At 50.4% G+C, this 18,486-nt stretch carries 13 protein-coding genes and 1 pseudogene; 3 read left to right on the top strand and 11 right to left on the bottom strand.

Annotated elements, in window-relative coordinates; all coding sequences use genetic code 11:
* Positions 1-117 precede the first annotated feature (117 nt).
* From hybE to RSC70_RS16075, 8 genes and pseudogenes are all read right to left on the bottom strand, one after another.
* On the bottom strand, positions 118-618 hold the full coding sequence (gene hybE / locus RSC70_RS16110) for a hydrogenase-2 assembly chaperone (RefSeq protein ID WP_282807302.1): 501 nt from the start codon (positions 616-618) through the stop codon (positions 118-120).
* Positions 608-1,102, bottom strand: a complete 495-nt coding sequence (locus tag RSC70_RS16105; protein ID WP_332542986.1) for a HyaD/HybD family hydrogenase maturation endopeptidase — start codon at positions 1,100-1,102, stop codon at positions 608-610. The genes hybE and RSC70_RS16105 overlap by 11 nt, the downstream gene beginning before the upstream one ends.
* Entirely contained in the window at positions 1,102-2,805 is a 1,704-nt protein-coding gene (gene hybC / locus RSC70_RS16100) for a hydrogenase 2 large subunit (protein WP_040044696.1), read from the bottom strand. The genes RSC70_RS16105 and hybC overlap by 1 nt, the downstream gene beginning before the upstream one ends.
* Positions 2,747-3,989, bottom strand: a pseudogene (hybB, locus tag RSC70_RS16095) (Ni/Fe-hydrogenase cytochrome b subunit). Before hybB ends, hybC begins: the two are co-directional and overlap by 59 nt.
* Complete coding sequence (gene hybA, locus RSC70_RS16090) at positions 3,982-4,965, bottom strand: hydrogenase 2 operon protein HybA (RefSeq protein WP_130998962.1); 984 nt, start codon at positions 4,963-4,965, stop codon at positions 3,982-3,984. Before hybA ends, hybB begins: the two are co-directional and overlap by 8 nt.
* A gap of 2 nt (positions 4,966-4,967) precedes the next feature.
* The gene (hybO, locus tag RSC70_RS16085; protein WP_046459282.1) at positions 4,968-6,122 is read right to left on the bottom strand and encodes a hydrogenase 2 small subunit; all 1,155 of its coding nucleotides are present in this window, start codon (positions 6,120-6,122) and stop codon (positions 4,968-4,970) included.
* Positions 6,123-6,836: 714 nt separating this feature from the next.
* Positions 6,837-9,200: a glycoside hydrolase family 31 protein gene (locus RSC70_RS16080; RefSeq protein WP_332542985.1), complete on the bottom strand. Its 2,364-nt coding sequence runs from the start codon at positions 9,198-9,200 to the stop codon at positions 6,837-6,839.
* Positions 9,201-9,229: 29 nt separating this feature from the next.
* On the bottom strand, positions 9,230-10,537 hold the full coding sequence (locus RSC70_RS16075) for an MFS transporter (protein WP_103010027.1): 1,308 nt from the start codon (positions 10,535-10,537) through the stop codon (positions 9,230-9,232).
* 332 nt (positions 10,538-10,869) lie between these two features.
* Here RSC70_RS16075 and RSC70_RS16070 point away from each other — a divergent pair, with 332 nt between their 5' ends.
* From RSC70_RS16070 to RSC70_RS16060, 3 genes are all read left to right on the top strand, one after another.
* Positions 10,870-11,940, top strand: a complete 1,071-nt coding sequence (locus RSC70_RS16070) for a LacI family DNA-binding transcriptional regulator (protein WP_061554749.1) — start codon at positions 10,870-10,872, stop codon at positions 11,938-11,940.
* A 141-nt stretch (positions 11,941-12,081) separates the two neighbouring features.
* A complete protein-coding gene (gene bglX, locus RSC70_RS16065; RefSeq protein ID WP_332542984.1) occupies positions 12,082-14,400 on the top strand; it encodes a beta-glucosidase BglX in 2,319 nt (772 codons plus the stop codon).
* A 248-nt stretch (positions 14,401-14,648) separates the two neighbouring features.
* Positions 14,649-14,807: a hypothetical protein gene (locus RSC70_RS16060; RefSeq protein ID WP_155395092.1), complete on the top strand. Its 159-nt coding sequence runs from the start codon at positions 14,649-14,651 to the stop codon at positions 14,805-14,807.
* Positions 14,808-14,877: 70 nt separating this feature from the next.
* Here RSC70_RS16060 and RSC70_RS16055 read toward each other — a convergent pair whose 3' ends face one another.
* From RSC70_RS16055 to RSC70_RS16045, 3 genes are all read right to left on the bottom strand, one after another.
* Complete coding sequence (locus RSC70_RS16055) at positions 14,878-16,485, bottom strand: ABC transporter substrate-binding protein (RefSeq protein ID WP_332542983.1); 1,608 nt, start codon at positions 16,483-16,485, stop codon at positions 14,878-14,880.
* Positions 16,486-16,645: 160 nt separating this feature from the next.
* Positions 16,646-17,995: an MATE family efflux transporter gene (locus tag RSC70_RS16050; protein ID WP_130933810.1), complete on the bottom strand. Its 1,350-nt coding sequence runs from the start codon at positions 17,993-17,995 to the stop codon at positions 16,646-16,648.
* A gap of 42 nt (positions 17,996-18,037) precedes the next feature.
* On the bottom strand, positions 18,038-18,457 hold the full coding sequence (locus RSC70_RS16045) for a MarR family winged helix-turn-helix transcriptional regulator (RefSeq protein WP_130998957.1): 420 nt from the start codon (positions 18,455-18,457) through the stop codon (positions 18,038-18,040).
* Positions 18,458-18,486 lie beyond the last annotated feature (29 nt).

Below are 18,486 nucleotides of genomic sequence, written 5' to 3'. Positions count from 1 at the left end.
GCGATAAGTTGAGGGCAAAAAAATGCCGAACCCAATGAATTCGGGTTCGGCGATATAATGACACGACTACTTTTATAGCGCCTTGATGGCTTTTAATTCTGAATCAACGCGTTGAGCTTATGATTTAGAAAACAAGGCACGTCGAGACAGGTTTACACTCGCACTGCTATCCTGCACCGGCAACGACAGCAGCATCTTCAACGTATCCGCCACTAACGCCTTGCCTTCATCTGCGCTGATATGCGGTTCAATCGGCGACATCAATGAGCAGGACAACAGCTGGCCGGTTTTAGGTAATTCACCGACCATAAACGTCATGTCGCCGCGCGGCAGGGAAAGCGCAATTCGCTCACCGAGTTTGCGCAAAGACCAAACCTGATCCGGCCCAGGCAAAATCACCACGCTTAGCATCCACGGCGTTAATACCGTGCCGAGCCACTGCCCTTCATACTGCTGCATCTCAACTACGATCGGCATTTCGGCACGATAGAACGGCAGCGTCGCCATCTCTTCCTGCGCAATCTGTTGATATTGTTCCATCAAAAGATCAGCAGGATTTTGCTCAAAGCCCCAAAACTCATCGGCACCGATAGCCGTCAAATCATGTTCAGAAGGCATGTACCGCTCCTTTATGCTCTATTTGGCATCCATCGTTACGCAGAAGCTGGACAATACGATCCATAGCTACAGGGATCGCCGCCTCAATCGCCGACGTCAGACCAATATGCGGCTCCAGAGATTCTGGCACCACGCCCACCAGCGTTAAGCGCTGTGGAAACTCATCGGTGAGATGCAACGCAGAAAGCACGTCGCACAGTCCGAGTTGATGCGGTGAAATTTTCCGGCTAAAAAACGCCGGAACTTCGTCGTCACACAGCGTAATGACGCTGCCGGGTACACTATCGCTGAGTACCGCATCGGCCACAATCAGATAATCGCGGCTAGCCATGTACTCCATCAGCTCCATGCCCGCGGTTCCGCCATCCATCAGCTCAACGCCCTCAGGAAAACGGAAATCGCGTTCTAGGCGCTCAACGATGCGCACGCCAACCGCCTCATCGCTGAGCAATAGGTTGCCAATACCTAAGATCAGCGTATTCATCACAACACCTTAACCTTGGTCACTTCGCCACCGCGCGTGTCCACCACGTGCACCGCACAAGACATGCATGGGTCAAAGGAGTGCACGGTGCGCACCACTTCCAACGGCTTTTCGATATCTTCGATAGGCGTGCCGATGAGCGCTTGCTCATACGGACCCGGCTCGTCGTTGGTATTACGCGGGCCAGAGTTCCATGTGGAAGGCACAACCGCCTGATAGTTTTCGATCTTGCCGCCTTTAATCACGATCCAATGCGAAAGCATACCGCGCGGCGCTTCTTCAAAACCGACGCCGCGATACTCTTTATCTTCCAAAATTTCAGGCTTGATAAAGGCTACGTGATCGCCTGTGCCGATGTTGTCGATCAGCGCCTGCCATTGTTGCAGCAGGGTATCTTTCAGTACGCAGCAGCGAACCGCACGGCCAATGATGCGTCCCATGGTGGAATGCAGCTGCTCGGTTTGTAAGGCTTTGCCATTTAGCGTTTTATACAGACCGTTCACTTCGTTGAAGTGTTTTACGGTGTCAGGATGTTTAGCCGCCAGTTTCACCAGTAGATCGGCCAGTGGGCCGACTTCTACCACTTTGCCGTAGAAGGTTGGGGATTTCACCCATGAGTACTTACCTTCGTCCTGCCAGCCGGTGTAGTTCGGTTCGGTTTTGCCTTCCCACGGTTTTAAGATTGCATCGTCTTTATACCAAGAGTGTTTGCAGCTTTCGGCAATACCGTCGATCAGCCATTCGTCCTGATGGCTGGTGATTGGGCGATAGTTAGCCATATCACCATTTTCGATGTAGCCCCCCGGCAACAGGAAGCTGCCGCCTTTGGCGTCGGTTGGCAGTTCTGGCACGCTGAGATAGTGTTTCGCGCCTTCGCCCAATGACAGCCATTCTGGGTAGTTTGCCGCGATAATCGCCGCATCCACTTTGTAAACCTGCTCAATGAACTCACCCAGACGTTCAATAAACATCTTCACATACATCAAACGTTCCAGATTCAGCACGCTTGGCGCATCCAAATTGATTGGGTTCGCCACGCCACCCACGGCCAAGTTTTGGATATGTGGGGATTTACCGCCTAAAATCGCCACCACGCGGTTGGCATCACGCTGACATTCAAGCGCTTGCAGATAGTGAGCAACCGCAATCAGGTTCACTTCTGGCGATAGTTTCATCGCCTTGTGGCCCCAATAGCCGTTAGCAAAAATGCCCAGTTGACCACTGGCTACCAAGTCGCGGATTTTCTGCTGTACCTTGGTGAACTCTTCCGAGCTATTCAGCGACCACGTTGAAACACCTTTCAGCATGGCTTCGCATTTTTTAGGATCGGCGTTCAGCGCCGAGGTGATGTCCACCCAGTCCAGCGCCGACAGCTGATAAAAATGCACAATGTGGTCATGGATGCTGTGGGCTGCCACGATCAGATTACGGATATGCTGCGCGTTCACCGGCACTTCAGCGCCGATCGCATTTTCCACCGCGCGCACTGAAGCAATCGCGTGAATGGTGGTACATACGCCGCAAATACGCTGAACAATCATCCACGCATCGCGCGGGTCGTTGCCTTTGACAATCTCTTCCATCCCGCGCCACATAGTGCCGGATGACCAAGCCTTGGTGACTTTGCCGTTTTCAATTTCGCAGTCAATGCGTAGATGGCCCTCGATACGGGTGATCGGGTCGATAGTGATACGTTGGCTCATACTTTAGCTTTCCCTCGGGCCTGATAATCTTTATGTACACGTTCAAGCGATGGCAACACCGGTAAAATCCGGATTAGCAACAAATAGGCACAGACTTCAATCGCCACAAAGCCGACTGAAATCAGAAGTTCTTCTGACGTTGGGAAATAGTGGTAACCATTGCCCGGATTGAACGCCAGCAGTGAGTAGTTCATACGCCACAGCGCAGCACCCAGCAGCATACTTAGCGCGCCAAGGAACAGCATGCGCGAATCGCGGCGGAATCTATCCCAATGGAATACCAGCAGCGGGAAGAGCATCAGCCCAATTTCGCACCAGAATGAAATGGAATAGCGGTTCCACTGCGAGAGGTACTCTGACTTATCTCGCAGCACAATTTCCGCGAAACGCAGCGCAACGAACAGGATCAGGAAAATATCTATAACCTGCGTCAGTCGATAGAACAGCGGCTTTTCATTCGGGCCTTTACCTGCTAACCCGGCCTGTACCAGCGAGCCTTCGAACACCACGATGGAGAAGCCCATAATGAATGCCGTAAGCAATGAGAACACCGGCAGCAGCTCGTAGCTTTGCCATAGCGGATGAATTTTATTCCCCGCGGCAATCATCAACGATCCCATTGAGGATTGGTGCATGGTTGGCAACAGTGCGCCGAGGGCCAGAATGAAGAACATGATTTTATTCAGCCACTTCATTGGCACTTTCCAGCCAAACTTCTCCAGTACGACGGGCGCAAATTCCAGCGCCATCACGCCGATATACACCGTCATACATACTGCGGTTTCAAACAGCACCGACGAGGTATTAAAGTGTCCTGGCAGATAGAAATAAGGCAGGTTCCAGTAACGGCCCACGTCAATGGTGATCGATAATCCCCCTAACGAATAACCGAACAGGCTCGCCAACAGTGCGGGACGAACCAGCGGGTGATATTCGCCCCGGTTGAAAACATATACCGCCCACGCTAGCGCCCAACCGCCACAGGCAAAACCCGTACCGATCAGCAGGTCGAATGAAATCCACAGTCCCCACGGATAACCGCCGTTCAAATCGGCAACGGAGCCAATCCCGAAGATCAAACGCTTGAGGATGAAAATGCCGCATAGCACCACGAAGGGCGCCATCACCATCACCGGCCAACTGACTAATCGGCCACCTAACGGACTGGCTTTATGTTCACTCATGATCATCATCTCCATCATGGTGGTTTTTGGTGTTACGACGGATCATGACCGACAGACCTGTCAGAACCACCAGCGGCAAGATCATGCCTTTATAAACGGTATGCTGAATGTGCTCAGAGCGTGCGCCAGTTGAGAGTTCAGCCAGTTTCGGCATGCCTAGATTTTCATACGGCACCCCCGCCAGCACTATCACCTGCGTTCCACCGCCCTCTTTTTCGCCGTAGACATACGGCTGGTACTTGGCAAGCGGATGCAGATAGTTATCGCCACCGTTCAAGGTTTGACGCGGATAGGCATACTCGGCTCCTGGTTTTGCTGCCAGACGCTTTTTGGCCTCAGCTAGCAGATCGTCACGCGTGCCAAAGATAACCGCGCCGGTTGGGCAAACTTCTACACAGCCAGGCAGTTGGCCTTTGGTAATACGCTCAAGCCCTTTCTGATCGCACAGCTGGCATTTATGAATCTCACCAAACGGGTTGTGATAGTCATATTTTGGAATATCGAACGGACATCCCACCATGCAGTAACGACAGCCGGTACAGACGTCTGGGTCGTAATGCACGATGCCGGTTTTGGGATCTTTTTTCAGCGCCTGTACTGGGCACACCGAAACACAGTTAGGGTCGACGCAGTGCATGCACTGTTTTTTGATATAGGCGTAGCCGTTTTCGACCTGATCTTTATTAACACCGCTACCGTCTTGCCACACCTGAATGATGTTGTTGGTGTAAGGCGTTAATTTGTCGTTGTTAGACCACGTTTGCGGCCCGTTAGGATTGATCTGGTTTTTGTTCAGCTTCTGACACTCAGCCACACAGGCTTGGCAGCCTACGCACAGCGTTGAGTCATACAGCATGCCGACCGCACCGGGGATCGGCGGTTTGTTTTCCACCGCCGCCTGCGCGGTACTTGATGTCACCGTGCCCGCTGCCAGCGCCCCCGCAGAGGCAAACTTAATAAAGTTTCTTCTATTCACGGTTATTCCCCCCGTGAATCGTGGTGCTCAGCGTGGCTTTTCTCAGCGTTTTGGCGCTCCGACTCATGGCGCTTTTGCTGGCGACCAAGCTCACGTACCGTCATCAAGCTGACCCCAATCAGGATCCCCAAAGCACCACCAATCAGACCGGTCGCCGTTGGTGAAATATGCCCACCTTCGCGGTTAGCCACGCCGGGTTTATCCACGCGCGGCGTTGGGTTTTCAACGTTTGCCAGCTGGAAAATCCCTTTGGTGAAACCAATGCCCTGCTCGTTACAGCCGTAGCACGGATGGCCGATACCAACCGGCCAGATACCGCCGCCAATGTCACAGAATTCCAACGTTGAGCAGTTACCGTAGGTTTCAGGGCCTTTACAGCCTAGATGATACAAACACCAGCCTTGGCGATGACCGTAGTCACCAAACTCTTTGGCAAAGCGCCCAGCATCGAAATGAGGACGACGCTCGCAGTTTTCGTGGATTAAGCGTTCATAGGCAAACAGCGGGCGATGCTTGCTATCTAACTCTGGCAGCTTGCCGTAGGTGATGTAATACACCACGGTCGTCAGGAAGTTGTGCGGGTTTGGTGGGCAACCAGGGATGTTGATAACCGGTTTACCGATGGCTTCTTCAAGACTTACCGCACCGGTTGGGTTGCCGCCGGTAGCTGGAACGCCGCCCCATGCAGCACAGGAGCCAATCGCGATAACCGCTGCCGCATCGGCAGCAGCACGGCGAATATGATCGACAATAGGTTCACCGGCGACCATGCAATAAACACCGCCGTCTTTTAACGGAATGGAGCCATCAACAACCAGAACATATTTGCCTTTATAACGCTTCATCGCGTTATGTTTATTCTCTTCGGCTTGATGTCCGAAAGCCGCTGACAAAACCTCATGATATTCGAGTGAAATAGTATTGAGGATCAGGTTCTCAATTGTTGGGTGTGTGGCACGCAACAGGGACTCGGTACAGCCGGTACATTCTTGAGCGCCAATCCAGATAACGGGTGGTCTCTGTGGATTTGTGATTGCCGCAGCCATTTCTGCTGCCGCATTGGAACTTAGCCCTAGTGTAGCGGCCATACCCGCACACAACTTCATGAAGTCACGACGGTTCACACCGTGAGCGGATAGAAAGTTATCCTCAGCCATTCGTAGTATTCCTTAGATGCGCATTCGTCTGGCGGAATGCTTAGGTAGTGAAATGCTAAGGATTAACCCTACTGGTTGTGGTTGATCTTTATCAAGTTGAGAAGGATTAGTGGAAGGTCAACACCAATAATGTGAATAAAACCGATTCAGCGGAAATTAAATAGCACAAATATTCCGCAATATATTATTTCCAAAAATTTAAAATATAGATTCTAGGATTACTTTCGTATGAATTTTCTTAATTTAGCGAAATACCTAAATGAGAGTAGTTTGTATTAATAACGATAAATTAGAATTAAATAAATTAAATCCATTTAGTTTTATTTATTTAGTTAAATAATTATTTAGGAAGCGGCGCGGAAATAGCATTCCCCTGCCAGCTTCACTTTGGCAACGAGTTAGCAAGACCTCCTCCCAGCCTCCCCCTTCGCAGGGGGAGGAGTAGATCGAGGATCTTACAAACATCACTGAACGGTTCCCTCCCCTGACAATGAGTTGGCAAGCCCCCTCCCAGCCTCCCCCTTCGCAGGGGGAGGAGCAGATCGAGGATCTTACAAACATCACTGAACGGTTCCCTCCCCTGACAATGAGTTGGCAAGACCCCCTCCCAGCCTCCCCCTTCGCAGGGGGAGGGGCAGATCGAGGATCTTACTATCATCGCGGAACAGTTCCCTCCCCTGTGAAGGGGAGGGTTAGGGTGGGGTTTAAACTGACTTAAAGGCTATAGCTTGTGCACTGCACGCCGTTCACATACAGCTTACGTTGTTCGCATTGCGGTAGACGGATAACGATTTCCTTCCACGCGGGCTGGAAATCTCCTTTGCGGGTAAACGTAATATCTATACGTTGGTTATCTGAAGCGATCTCCCAGTTAAGCCACAGTGCCTGCCCTTCTCGCCAAGCATAGGTTTCACCATCGTCATCAAATAGCATACCGCGGTCGCAACCTTTACCCATCGGTGGGAACAGCATCAGTTCACGAGAATCATCTGCGGCAGAATCTACAAATGCGGTACGCCCTGACAGCGGTAACATCGCCCCTGCACGCACGACCAGCGGTAAGCGCTCTAAAGGAGCGTCCACGGTGATTGACTGACCGCCGCTAAACCATTGTCCGGTGTAGAAATCATACCAGCCGCTTTCGTTGGCAGGCAGATAGATTTCACGCTGACGCTGTCCTTGTTCCACCACGCTCGCCACCAGCAAATCCTTACCTAACATAAAATCATCGGTTTCTGCGAAGGTCGCCGCATCATTTTCATGATCGAGGAAGGTCGGGCGCAGCATCGGCTCATCGTTTTCACTCGCCTGCCACAGCAAGGTATAAAAATACGGTAGCAGGCGATAACGCAGCACGATGGCATCACGAATGGCTGGCGTCACCGCCGGATACATCCACGGCTCATTTACCGTGTGATCGTCGTTCCACGAGTGAATAGTAAAGCGTGGGTGCATCACGCCGTTTTGAACCCAGCGCACAAGCAGCTCGGCATCTGGTTTGTCGCCGGAGAATCCACCAACGTCATGACCCACATTATATAAGCCAGACAGACTCATCCCCACGCCCATTCGCGTGTTGTAACGCAAGGTCTGCCAGCTTGTCCGGTTGTCGCCGCTCCATGTTTGAACATAGCGTTGCATACCTGCGCAGCCGGAGCGTGAGATCAGATAAGGTCGCTGTTTAGGGGCAAAACGCTGCTGCGCTTCTAAAGAAGCACGCATCATCAGCAGCGGCATCACCGGACGGATCTGTTTAATCGCAATTTCTTGGCCAAACCCATGACAGCGCGCCTCGCCGTCCCATACTTCATATTCGTTATTATCGTTCCACGTCGAGCCAATACCCATTTCTAACAGTTGCTGGGTTACGTTGTCTTGCCACCACTTCACCGTGGCTGGATTAGTGAAATCAAGGTGGGAACCTTCGTCATCCCAGAACACCGAGCGCTCAGCGCAGTCCGCTTCTGAATCACGGATGAATAATCCCTGCTGCGCCACTTCCTGATACTTAGGATGATCCTGCAACAAACATGGTTTGATATTCGCTGCCAGTTTGATCCCTGCATCGAGGAAAGCCTGCGACATCACCTTTGGCTGAGGCACTTTGTCGTAGTTCCAGTTGAATACATAGCGCTTGTTGTTAATCGAGGTGTAACCCGACGACAGTTGGAATGAGTCGCACGGAATATCATGCTCACGGCACAGCTCGATAAACTTCATCAGCTGATTTTGCGCATCCGGTGCATCGGTGTAGTACATGGTTGAGCCGCTATAGCCGAGGCTCCATTTTGGTCCAAAAAATGTTTTACCGGTCAGTCGCACAAAGGCTTTAGTGACGTCCAACACCTTTGGACCAACAAACATGTAATAGTCTAAATCACCGGCTTCCGCCTGATAACGACGGTAGGCTAAATGGTAGTTATCCAGCTCATTGCCTAGGTCCAGCATGGTGCTGCTGAGGTTGTCATAAAACAGACCGAAGCTAACGTCTTCTTTGCGCGTAATCGTGAACGGGATATGCTTATACAGCGGATCGGTTGATGCCGCGTTATAGCCCATCGCATCCAAATTGCGCATTTCATAGCGCCCACCAGTACGGTTAAGATCGCCTGCTTTTTCACCCAAGCCATAATAGCTTTCAGTTGGGAAACGACGCTGATAATGGGCAACACCATCGCCGTGCGCATTCAGTAAATAAGCGCTGGTTGGACGGTCTGCCGCCAACGGCAGCCATTCACCGGCATCGTTACAATATTCCCACTCTAACCATAGCGGTTGATGTACCGTCACCCGCATTTTGTCGGTGCTGATACACAGTTCGGTATCACGCTGTACCAGCTCAAAAGTAGGCCGGGTGAACCCCTCGGTGCTTTCACGGTCACGCCCCTCCCAAGGCACATCCGTTTGCGGGGCAATACTCCACGTACGGTTCAGCGCCAGTTCACCGCGCTGCTTTATCATCACGCGGAACAGCCCTGATTCTAAAATATAGATACGGAATAAATGCTGACCATCGACTTTTAACTCAACGTGATCAGCTGCTTGGCGATTTAGGATCCAGTTTTTCAACGTTTTCATTCTATTACTCTTCCAAAAAATTTAAAGGATCAGGCCTGACGCGGCTTCTGGCGGCGTTCAGCAATAAAAGCAATCAGGAATACGGCGCCAATCAGGTCAAAGAAGCCCATGGCGATAAATAGCGGGTTGTAGCCGATTTTATCGGCGGTCACGCCAATCAGGAGTGAGAACAAGAAACTGGCGATCCACGCAAAGGAACCACGCATCCCGTTCACGGTAGCCATTTGGCCTTTATCGAATGATTCAACTACCAAGGCGCTCAACATGCAGGAGATTACCTGATGGCCAAAGCCGCCAACGGAAATCAACGCAATGGTGATATAAGGGTCTTTGGTGATTGCCACCAGCGCCAGTGAGATCATCAGGAACGCGCCGGTGACTGAGCTGGCGACAATAGAGTTCACGCGAGAAGTGCCAAAGACTTTAGCGTAAATCCGCGTGAGATATCCGCTGGCTACGCTGCCTAAATCCGCGGCCAAGAACGGCAGCCAAGCAAACATCGCAATCTGTTTAAGATCCATGCCACGTTCGTTAGCTAAATAGAGTGGAACCCAAAAACTCAGCACCGCCCATGCCGGTTCAGCCATAAATGCCGGAATGGCGATCCCATAAAAGCGTTTATTTTTAGATACCGTGGCTAATGCTTTAAAGAACGGTAATTTAACGGGTGCTGGTTCGTTATCCTGCTTGATATATTCCAGCTCGGATTTGCTTAAATTCGGGTGTTGCTCTGGATTGTGGTAGAACAACCACCACAGCACGACCCACAGCATGGCCAGAACCCCAGAGAACATAAATGCGCCCTGCCAGCCAAATGAAACATGGGCCACCACGATAATCGGCGGTGCCAGCATTGCGCCAATCGAGAACCCGACGCCAGCCCAGCCTGCTGCGATTGGACGCTCTTTTTTCGGGAACCATTCACCGATAGTTTTGGCATTAGCAGGGGTTGCCGCGGCTTCCGCTCCGCCCATAAAGAAGCGCAGGATCGCCAACTGCATCCAGCTACCGGCTCCCGCATGAAGCATGCACATCAACGCCCAAATCCCCGCACAAATCAGAAATCCAATCTTTAGGCCTATCACGTCGATCAACCATCCGCACAGCGGTTGGAACACGGTATAGGCAATTTGAAAAGCCCCCACGATCCACGAATACTGCTCGGTGGTCATCCCCATACTGGTTTTTAATTCTGGCGCCAAAATCCCTAGCGAGTTACGCGTGATGTAGTTGACCGTAACCCCCAGCAGGAACAGCGCCAACATCCACCAGCGTAGGTTTTTAATCTTGCGTTTTTCCTTTACAGCCACAGCCGGTTGATTCATATCAAGACTCATGGTGATCCCCTGGTCGCAGTAGCAATACGCTGTTGGCTGAACACATTGTTGGTATAGAGCTTTTTGAAATGTATCTTACCAATAAGAATATCGCTATTTATGACTATATATTTGATTTTTAATTTAATTATCCATTTTTGTGACCAAGGTAACGCTTGTAATTGGTCGACCAATTGAGAGTAAAGAAGTTAAAAACGTGGGGATACGCACTTTTTTGCAAGGATTTTCATGCCACTCTTGGAATTCACTGTTTTCGGTCAAGAACTCCCGCTGTGTGGCGATTATTGGCTTATGAAAATTTTGTCATTTTCGAATTTGAACGAGATCACAAAATGAACGGAAAGCTAAAAATCCGCGAAATCGCCGCTCAAACGGGGCTTTCTATCAGTACGGTCTCACGCGTCCTATCAGGAAAATCGAATACCAGTGAAGCGGCTAAACAGCGAGTTTTAGCCTCAGCGCGCCAGCAAGGTGTCTTGGATGAAATCTCAACGGGGAGAATGCTGCTGAACGGGCTGGTGGTGTTTGCCCCTCAACGCGCATTTGACGTGCGGTCTGACATCTTTTACTACAAGGTGATCCAAGGGATTGCTCAAGCGTTGGAGCCTCACGAGGTTCGGCTGCGCTATTGTTGTTTGGAAGAAAATGACAGCGATGTCTCCCTCTTCCTGCAAAAAATGAACGAGCCCGCCACCGAGGCCGCCATGCTGATTGGCATTGACGATCCCTACATTCACTCTCTCGCCGCAGACTTAGGCAAACCGTGTATTCTGATCAACTGCCGCGATCGCAAAATGCGTCTGCCCGGTATTGCGCCCGACCACCAAACCATCGGTGAGTTTTCCGCAAACTATCTTTTTGAGCAGGGGCATCGCCACGTTTTACATTTGCTTTGCCTGCGTCGCTATACCATGGAACTACGCTTAGCCGGTATTCGCGAAGCCTATCAAGCACATAATCTTCCTTTTAATAGCGACGATGCCCTGCTCACCGCGCCGAGCTTTGGTGCCGCAGATGCAGAGCTTGCCGTTGCTCAGTTTCTTGAACATTGCCCTGCCGAACATCGTCCCACCGCAATCCTCGCCGGAGGAGACTATATGGCGGTCGGCGCCGTCAACGCCCTGTTAAAAGCAGGATTGCGCGTGCCTCAGGATATTTCGGTGATGAGCATGGACGGATTCAATCTGGCTGCTATCCACGATATTCCGCTCACTTCGGTTCATGTACCTAGAGACGAATTAGGTGAGGAAGCGGTGCGTATGCTGCAACGGCGACTCATGCAGCCAAACACGCCGTTGGGCAATTTATTATTGAACGGAACGCTGGTGGCTCGCGACTCGGTTCGGCGCGTCCGAACCAGCCAAAATCAGGCCTTGGTGCAAAAGGACGGGGTTTATGGTTAAAAGCGCCCCGCTCAGCCTTGAGATCATTCACTATTATTTGAGGTTCCACCTTAAATATGAAGGGTGTGCTAATAGAGCCTGTGGCAAACTGTGCCCACTTCCACCCGCTGCTTAGCAGCCAATACGAGAGAAAATTCCGCGATGAAATGGCTTTGCTCGCTCAGTCTGGTCGCAGGACTGATTGCAACTACTCTGTCTCCTGTTCATGCAGACACAACTCAACCCGTTCACCCAATGGTGAAACCGCAATCCACACAGGCGCGTGATGCTTTCGTAACCGATCTGCTGAGCAAAATGACGCTCGATGAAAAAATAGGCCAAATGCGCCTTATCAGCGTGGGGCCAGACAATCCTAAAGAAGTCATTCGCGAGATGATCAAACAAGGTCAGGTCGGGGCTATTTTTAACACCGTGACCCGCCAAGACATCCGCAAAATGCAGGATCAGGCTATGCAGCTTAGTCGCCTGAAAATTCCTCTGTTTTTCGCCTATGACGTGGTTCACGGCCAACGTACCGTTTTCCCTATTAGCCTCGGTTTAGCATCAAGTTGGGATCGCAATGCGGTCACTACCGTTGGGCGTATTTCAGCCTATGAGGCCAGCGAAGATGGTTTAAACATGACGTGGGCACCAATGGTCGATGTTACCCGTGATCCTCGCTGGGGGCGCACCTCCGAGGGCTTCGGTGAAGACACCTATCTGACCTCCGAAATGGGCCGTTTGATGGTTGAAGCTATGCAGGGTAACAACCCAGCCGATCGTAATTCGGTCATGACCAGCGTGAAACACTTCGCCGCCTATGGCGCAGTGGAAGGCGGACGCGATTACAACAGCGTGGACATGAGTCCGCAGCGTTTGTTCCAAGACTATATGCCACCGTATAAAGCCGCACTTGATGCGGGCAGCGGCGGCGTCATGGTATCGCTCAATTCAATTAACGGCACGCCGGCAACGTCTAACAGTTGGCTATTAAAAGACGTACTGCGCGATGAATGGAATTTTAAAGGCATCACCATCAGCGATCACGGCGCAATCAAAGAACTGATTAAGCACGGCGTTGCCAGCGATCCTGAAGATGCCGTGCGCGTAGCGGTGAAATCCGGCATCGACATGAGTATGAGCGATGAGTATTACAGCAAATACCTACCTGGCTTGGTCAAAAGCGGACGCGTGAGCGAACAAGAAGTCGACGACGCCGCGCGTCATGTTCTAAACGTGAAATATGATATGGGTCTATTTAACAATGCTTACAGCCACTTAGGGCCTGTCGGTTCAGATCCTGTTGATACCAACGCGGAAAGCCGTTTGCATCGCCCAGAAGCGCGCAGCGTAGCGCGTGAAGGCATGGTGCTACTAAAAAACCGTCTAGATACCCTGCCGTTGAAAAAATCAGGCACTATTGCGCTGATTGGCCCTCTGGCCGACAGCAAACGTGATGTGATGGGCAGTTGGTCTGCGGCGGGAGTGGTAGATCAGTCCATTACCGTCTTGCAAGGTCTGCGCAATGCGGTAGGCAACAACGCGCAGATTTTATACGCCAAAGGTGCCAACGTTTCGAACGATCTGGGGATCACTGATTTTCTGAATCTGTATGAAAAAGCCGTGAGCGTCGATCCCCGAACGCCACAGGCGATGATTGATGAGGCGGTGACTACCGCTAAAAAATCAGATGTTATCGTCGCCGTCGTGGGTGAAGCTCAGGGGATGGCGCACGAAGCGTCGAGCCGTAGCGATATCACTATCCCACAGAGCCAACGCGATCTGATTGCCGCACTGAAGCAAACGGGTAAGCCGCTGGTACTGGTACTGATGAATGGCCGCCCACTGGCGCTTGAAAAAGAAAATCAGCAGGCCGATGCTATTTTAGAAAGTTGGTTCTCAGGCACCGAAGGCGGTAACGCCATCGCTGACGTGCTGTTTGGTGATTACAACCCATCAGGCAAATTGCCAATGTCCTTCCCTCGCTCGGTGGGTCAGATCCCAATTTATTACAGCCACTTGAATACGGGCCGCCCGTATAACCCTGAGAAACCAGAGAAATATACCTCTCATTATTATGATGCCGCCAACGGCCCGCTTTACCCGTTTGGCTATGGTCTGAGCTACACCACTTTCAGCGTATCCGATGTGAAAATGTCGAGCCCAGTGATGAAGCGTGACGGCAGCTTAACCGCCAGCGTAATGGTAAAAAACACTGGCAAGCGTGACGGCGCCACCGTAGTTCAGCTCTATCTACAGGATAAAACGGCCTCAATGAGTCGCCCTGTTAAAGAGCTAAAAGGTTTTGAGAAAATCACGTTGAAATCTGGCGAACAAAAAACCATTAGCTTTAAAATTGATGCCGATCAGCTGAAATTCTGGAATGTGTCGATGAAATATGTGTCAGAGCCGGGTACATTTAATGTGTTCATCGGACTCGATTCACAGCGCGTAAATAAAGGTGAGTTTGAGTTACTTTAAACATTCTGGTTAATTCTATCCTTAAGCCTCCCTATTTCATTGAGGGAGGCTTAATTTTTCTATCCGCCAATAAATTTATTTTATATAGCCTGATATTAATACCGCAAGAAAATACATTTATTGAAACTTACTGACATTACCCGATATAAGCTAACCTTTATAAACTGGCATTATTCCGCCTGCGGTTCATACTGATATCCAGCGAATAACAGCTAAATGAATACATCGTGAATCAAGGTAGGAATATCATGCCTAATAAAATTATCACGTGGGTCATTATGTTTGGTTTTAGCCTATCTCTGGCACTGCTGGCCAGTATGTTGGGAGAAGCTAATATATGGGCCATTCTGAGCATTTTTACCGTTACGTATTTTGTTTGCGACGTCACTCTCAGTGTGATGGAATAATAGCTAACAGGTATTTACTCATGCCCCAACGTAACCATATCCCCCACGTCTGAGGCATGAATAGCTCATCTTAATGCGCAATAATATACAGCTCTTTGCTATACACATAATCCTGCGGGTTATGTGTTGGAAAACCACCAACGTAAGGCTTCAGTAGTTTAATCAACGGCTGATAGTAGATTGGAATAATCGGCGCTTGTTGATTGATCCGTACTTCGGCCTGTGAATATAAAACATTGCGCATAACCGGATCGGATACGTTCTCCGCCTGCTTCAATAGCCGGTCATATTCGGCATCGTTCCAATGTCCTACGTTTTCCACACTCGTGGACTGTAGCGTATTTAAAAACGTAGAAGGCTCATTATAGGTCGCATCCCAAGACTGACGTGACAGCATAAAGTCCCCTGCCCGACGCGCGTCTAAATAGGTCTTCCATTCCATATTGCGTAACGTTACCTGCGCGCCCAGTAGCTTCTTCCATTGTGACGAAAGTGCTATTGCAGTTTTTTCGTGCAGGTCATATTTGTTGTAAAACAGCTCAAATTTTAACGGATGCTGTTCGTCGTAGCCCGCCTGATGCAGCAACCCTTTGGCTAAAACAACGCGCTGAGCTAATGGTGCATTTAATTCATCAAGTACCGGAGATTTAAAATCAGCGACCTGCGGTGGGGTTAGCGTGCTGGCAGGCTCACGTAGTCCTAATACTTTATGGGCAATCAGATCGCGATCCACAGTAAGATATAAAGCACGACGCACGCGAACATCATCAAACGGCGCTCGCGTGGTATTAAAATTATAATATTCGGTGTTTAAACGCGGAATAATATGTAATTCATTCGGCATGGTTTGCTGAATATTTTTAATCTGTCCGGCGGGTACCCAGGTGAGATCTAAATCACCGGCGCGGTATCGGTTATAACCAGAAACCGCATTGTCGACCACTAAATACTCAACCTGCTTTAATACCGTTTCTGAGCGATTCCAATATTGAGGATTTTGTTTGGCAACGATTTTTTCATTCACTATACGTTTAGCCAATACAAAGGCACCGTTAGACACGATGTGCTCAGGCTGAGTCCAGCGTTCTCCCCATTGCGTAACCACCGCATGTGGAACCGGAAACGTTGTGGGCCATGCTAACATCGAAATAAACCACGGTATCGGTTGTTCTAACTGCACGCGTAGGGTTCGTGCATCTAGCGCTTGTACACCCAGCGTCTGCGGTTTCATTTTCCCGCTCACAATTTGAGCCGCATTGACCACATGTCCGGCGGCAAAATAATTGGCAAATGGGCTCGCCGTGGCAGGATCAACCGCGCGCTGCCACGCAAAAACAAAATCATCGGCGGTCAATGCCGAACCATCTGACCAACGGAGATTTTTTCGCAACGTAAAGTCGATCTGCTTGCCGTCTGCGCTCACTCTCCAGCTTTCAGCCTGCGCGGGTTGCACCTTACCATTACCGTCCAACCACACTAGCCCTTCAAACAGATCGAGAGCGATCTGCGCGGCGGTGTTTTCTTCAATCTTTTGTGGGTCGAGCGTCGCGGGTTCAGCATGGTTGTTGTAGCGGAAAATTTGTTGGGGAGAGAGCGATGTCCCTGCGGGGATTTGAGCAGCATATAACGGTGCCACGCTTATCAGGCTGACCAGCCATAATGGCGACATTTTTTTCATGATATTCCCTTTTCAATGCGTGAGTGCGCGTACCTTACGCCCGCCTACTGCCGATTGCTGTGTGGGATCTCGCGAAAAATGTTTTTTGGCCTTGTTTCTCAACATCGTGGGGAAAAAAATCCAGCCATATATCAAGGCTGGATTTCACTTACTCATTTATTCAGCTAGCTAACGATTCTTTCTTAGGCGTCAACCGGATACCAAGACGTCGCAGCTGCCGCTTAAGCATTAACACCACCACTATCGATAAACAGATGTTCGATAAAGGCATCGCCAACCACACGCCGTCCAGACCGAATATCCACGGGAAAAAACCGAGGAATGGGAACAAGATCAGCATGTTGCTCAGCGTGATAAACGTTGCATAGCGGGCATGGCCTAGTGCTTGGAAGAACGTTGCGGCGAGCACGATAAAGCCATCTAAGTACATCACAAACAGATGCAGACGCAGGCCGTGAATGGTTGCCACGTGCAGCGCGCTGTCACCGGAAATAAAGATACTGGTAAACAGCGATGGGAGAATCAGTATCGCGACCGCTAACGCAATGCCGCCGCCGACTGCGGTCATCAAGCCTAATTTTAAGACCTGACGTACCTTATCCGGCTGGCGTGCGCCGTAATAGTAACTCACCAACGGCTGCATTCCCCCGCACACGCCTTCGGCGAGCAGGTAATAGAAACCAATCAGGTAGCTGGCAATCCCATAGGCAGCCACTTCGATTGGCCCACCGTGTTTCATGAAAAGCAGGTTATGCATCATGACCACTACGCTGAGATAAAGGTACATCAGCATGCTGGAAAAACCGGTGGTTAGAGATTCCACACTGAGGCGCAGGTTAAATGCAATGTGCTCGCGCTGAGGCCGTAATTTGTTATAGCGGCTGAAAACAAATCCGGTGCAAATAATCACCGCCACGCTTTCACTGATTATCGTTCCTATCGCTGCGCCTTTTAATCCCCAGCCCAAGCGAATGATGAACACATAATCCATCAGCACATTTAGCAGCGCCCCCGTCAGCATGGCAATAGTCGCTAATCTTGGCGCGCCTAAGTTGCGCACCAACAGCGGCATAGCGATACTGCCGAGGACAATGGGCCCCGAAATACCAATAATAGTTAAGTAATCAATACCATAGTTTTCAATAACGCCGGATGCGTCTTGCAAACGCATAAACATCGGAGCGAAATAAACGATGCACAGCCCCACGCTGATACCCATGGCGATCAACAGCCAGAATACCTGCATTAAAATGCGCCGCGCCTTATCAATTTTTTCTTCGCCCTGCGCCAATGAACAACGTGCGCCGCTGCCCATGCCGATCATCATCCCCACCGCAAGCAAAACGCCCGACAGTGGCCAAGCCATATTAATGGCAGAAAGGCCTTCAGCGCCCATCGCATGACCGATAAAGGCACCATCAACTATTTGATACAAGCCGCTGATCAGCAGTGCGGCAATAGCCGGAATACTGTAGTGCCAGAATGTGCGGGTAATACTTTGCTGCAACATAACTTTTCCCAGATCTCTTTCTTATCTATTTCTTATCGCTATTCAGCCTGTTTTTAAGCTGCCGCAGGCTTTGTGGAGCAAATGCTCAAACTGCTGTTGTTCTTCTGGCGTTAACGAGGTCGCCATTTGCTGAGTGGTTTGCGCGTAGATATCCATCTCTTCTTTTTCTAACGCAGCGCCTTTCTCGGTGGCCTGTAACAACGTTGCGCGGCCATCCTCAGGACAGGAAATACGTTGAATATAGCCGCGTTTTTCTAATTTGCTCACCATGGCGCTGGCAGAAGCTTTGCTGACTTTCATACATTCAGCCAGTTCCGTGAGCCGCATCCCCTGCGGGTGTTCTAATAACGCATAGAGATAGTCAAACTCGCTGTTCGTCAGCTCCATACTGCCGCTTTGACGCGAGACTTCGCGCCAGCAAAACCAGAGGTGCCACTGAAGTTTTTTCAGATCGTTAATCATACGAGAGCTCAGTTAGGAAGGAGTGAAAC

The sequence above is a fragment of the Hafnia sp. genome (genome assembly GCF_036648275.1).
Lineage (GTDB): Bacteria > Pseudomonadota > Gammaproteobacteria > Enterobacterales > Enterobacteriaceae > Hafnia > Hafnia alvei.
The sequence above is the reverse complement of the archived record's forward strand: the minus strand, read 5'-3'. Positions and strand labels throughout refer to the sequence as shown.

Bases quoted from the DNA above. Each gene is read 5' to 3' on its own strand.
- RSC70_RS16070 (WP_061554749.1), top strand. From the start codon at position 10,870: ATGAACGGAAAGCTAAAAATCCGCGAAATCGCCGCTCAAACGGGGCTT.
- RSC70_RS16060 (WP_155395092.1), top strand. From the start codon at position 14,649: ATGCCTAATAAAATTATCACGTGGGTCATTATGTTTGGTTTTAGCCTA.
- hybC (WP_040044696.1), bottom strand. From the start codon at position 2,805: ATGAGCCAACGTATCACTATCGACCCGATCACCCGTATCGAGGGCCAT.
- RSC70_RS16055 (WP_332542983.1), bottom strand. From the start codon at position 16,485: ATGAAAAAAATGTCGCCATTATGGCTGGTCAGCCTGATAAGCGTGGCA.
- bglX (WP_332542984.1), top strand. From the start codon at position 12,082: ATGAAATGGCTTTGCTCGCTCAGTCTGGTCGCAGGACTGATTGCAACT.
- hybO (WP_046459282.1), bottom strand. From the start codon at position 6,122: ATGGCTGAGGATAACTTTCTATCCGCTCACGGTGTGAACCGTCGTGAC.
- RSC70_RS16105 (WP_332542986.1), bottom strand. From the start codon at position 1,102: ATGAATACGCTGATCTTAGGTATTGGCAACCTATTGCTCAGCGATGAG.
- RSC70_RS16050 (WP_130933810.1), bottom strand. From the start codon at position 17,995: ATGTTGCAGCAAAGTATTACCCGCACATTCTGGCACTACAGTATTCCG.
- hybE (WP_282807302.1), bottom strand. From the start codon at position 618: ATGCCTTCTGAACATGATTTGACGGCTATCGGTGCCGATGAGTTTTGG.
- RSC70_RS16075 (WP_103010027.1), bottom strand. From the start codon at position 10,537: ATGAGTCTTGATATGAATCAACCGGCTGTGGCTGTAAAGGAAAAACGC.
- RSC70_RS16045 (WP_130998957.1), bottom strand. From the start codon at position 18,457: ATGATTAACGATCTGAAAAAACTTCAGTGGCACCTCTGGTTTTGCTGG.
- RSC70_RS16080 (WP_332542985.1), bottom strand. From the start codon at position 9,200: ATGAAAACGTTGAAAAACTGGATCCTAAATCGCCAAGCAGCTGATCAC.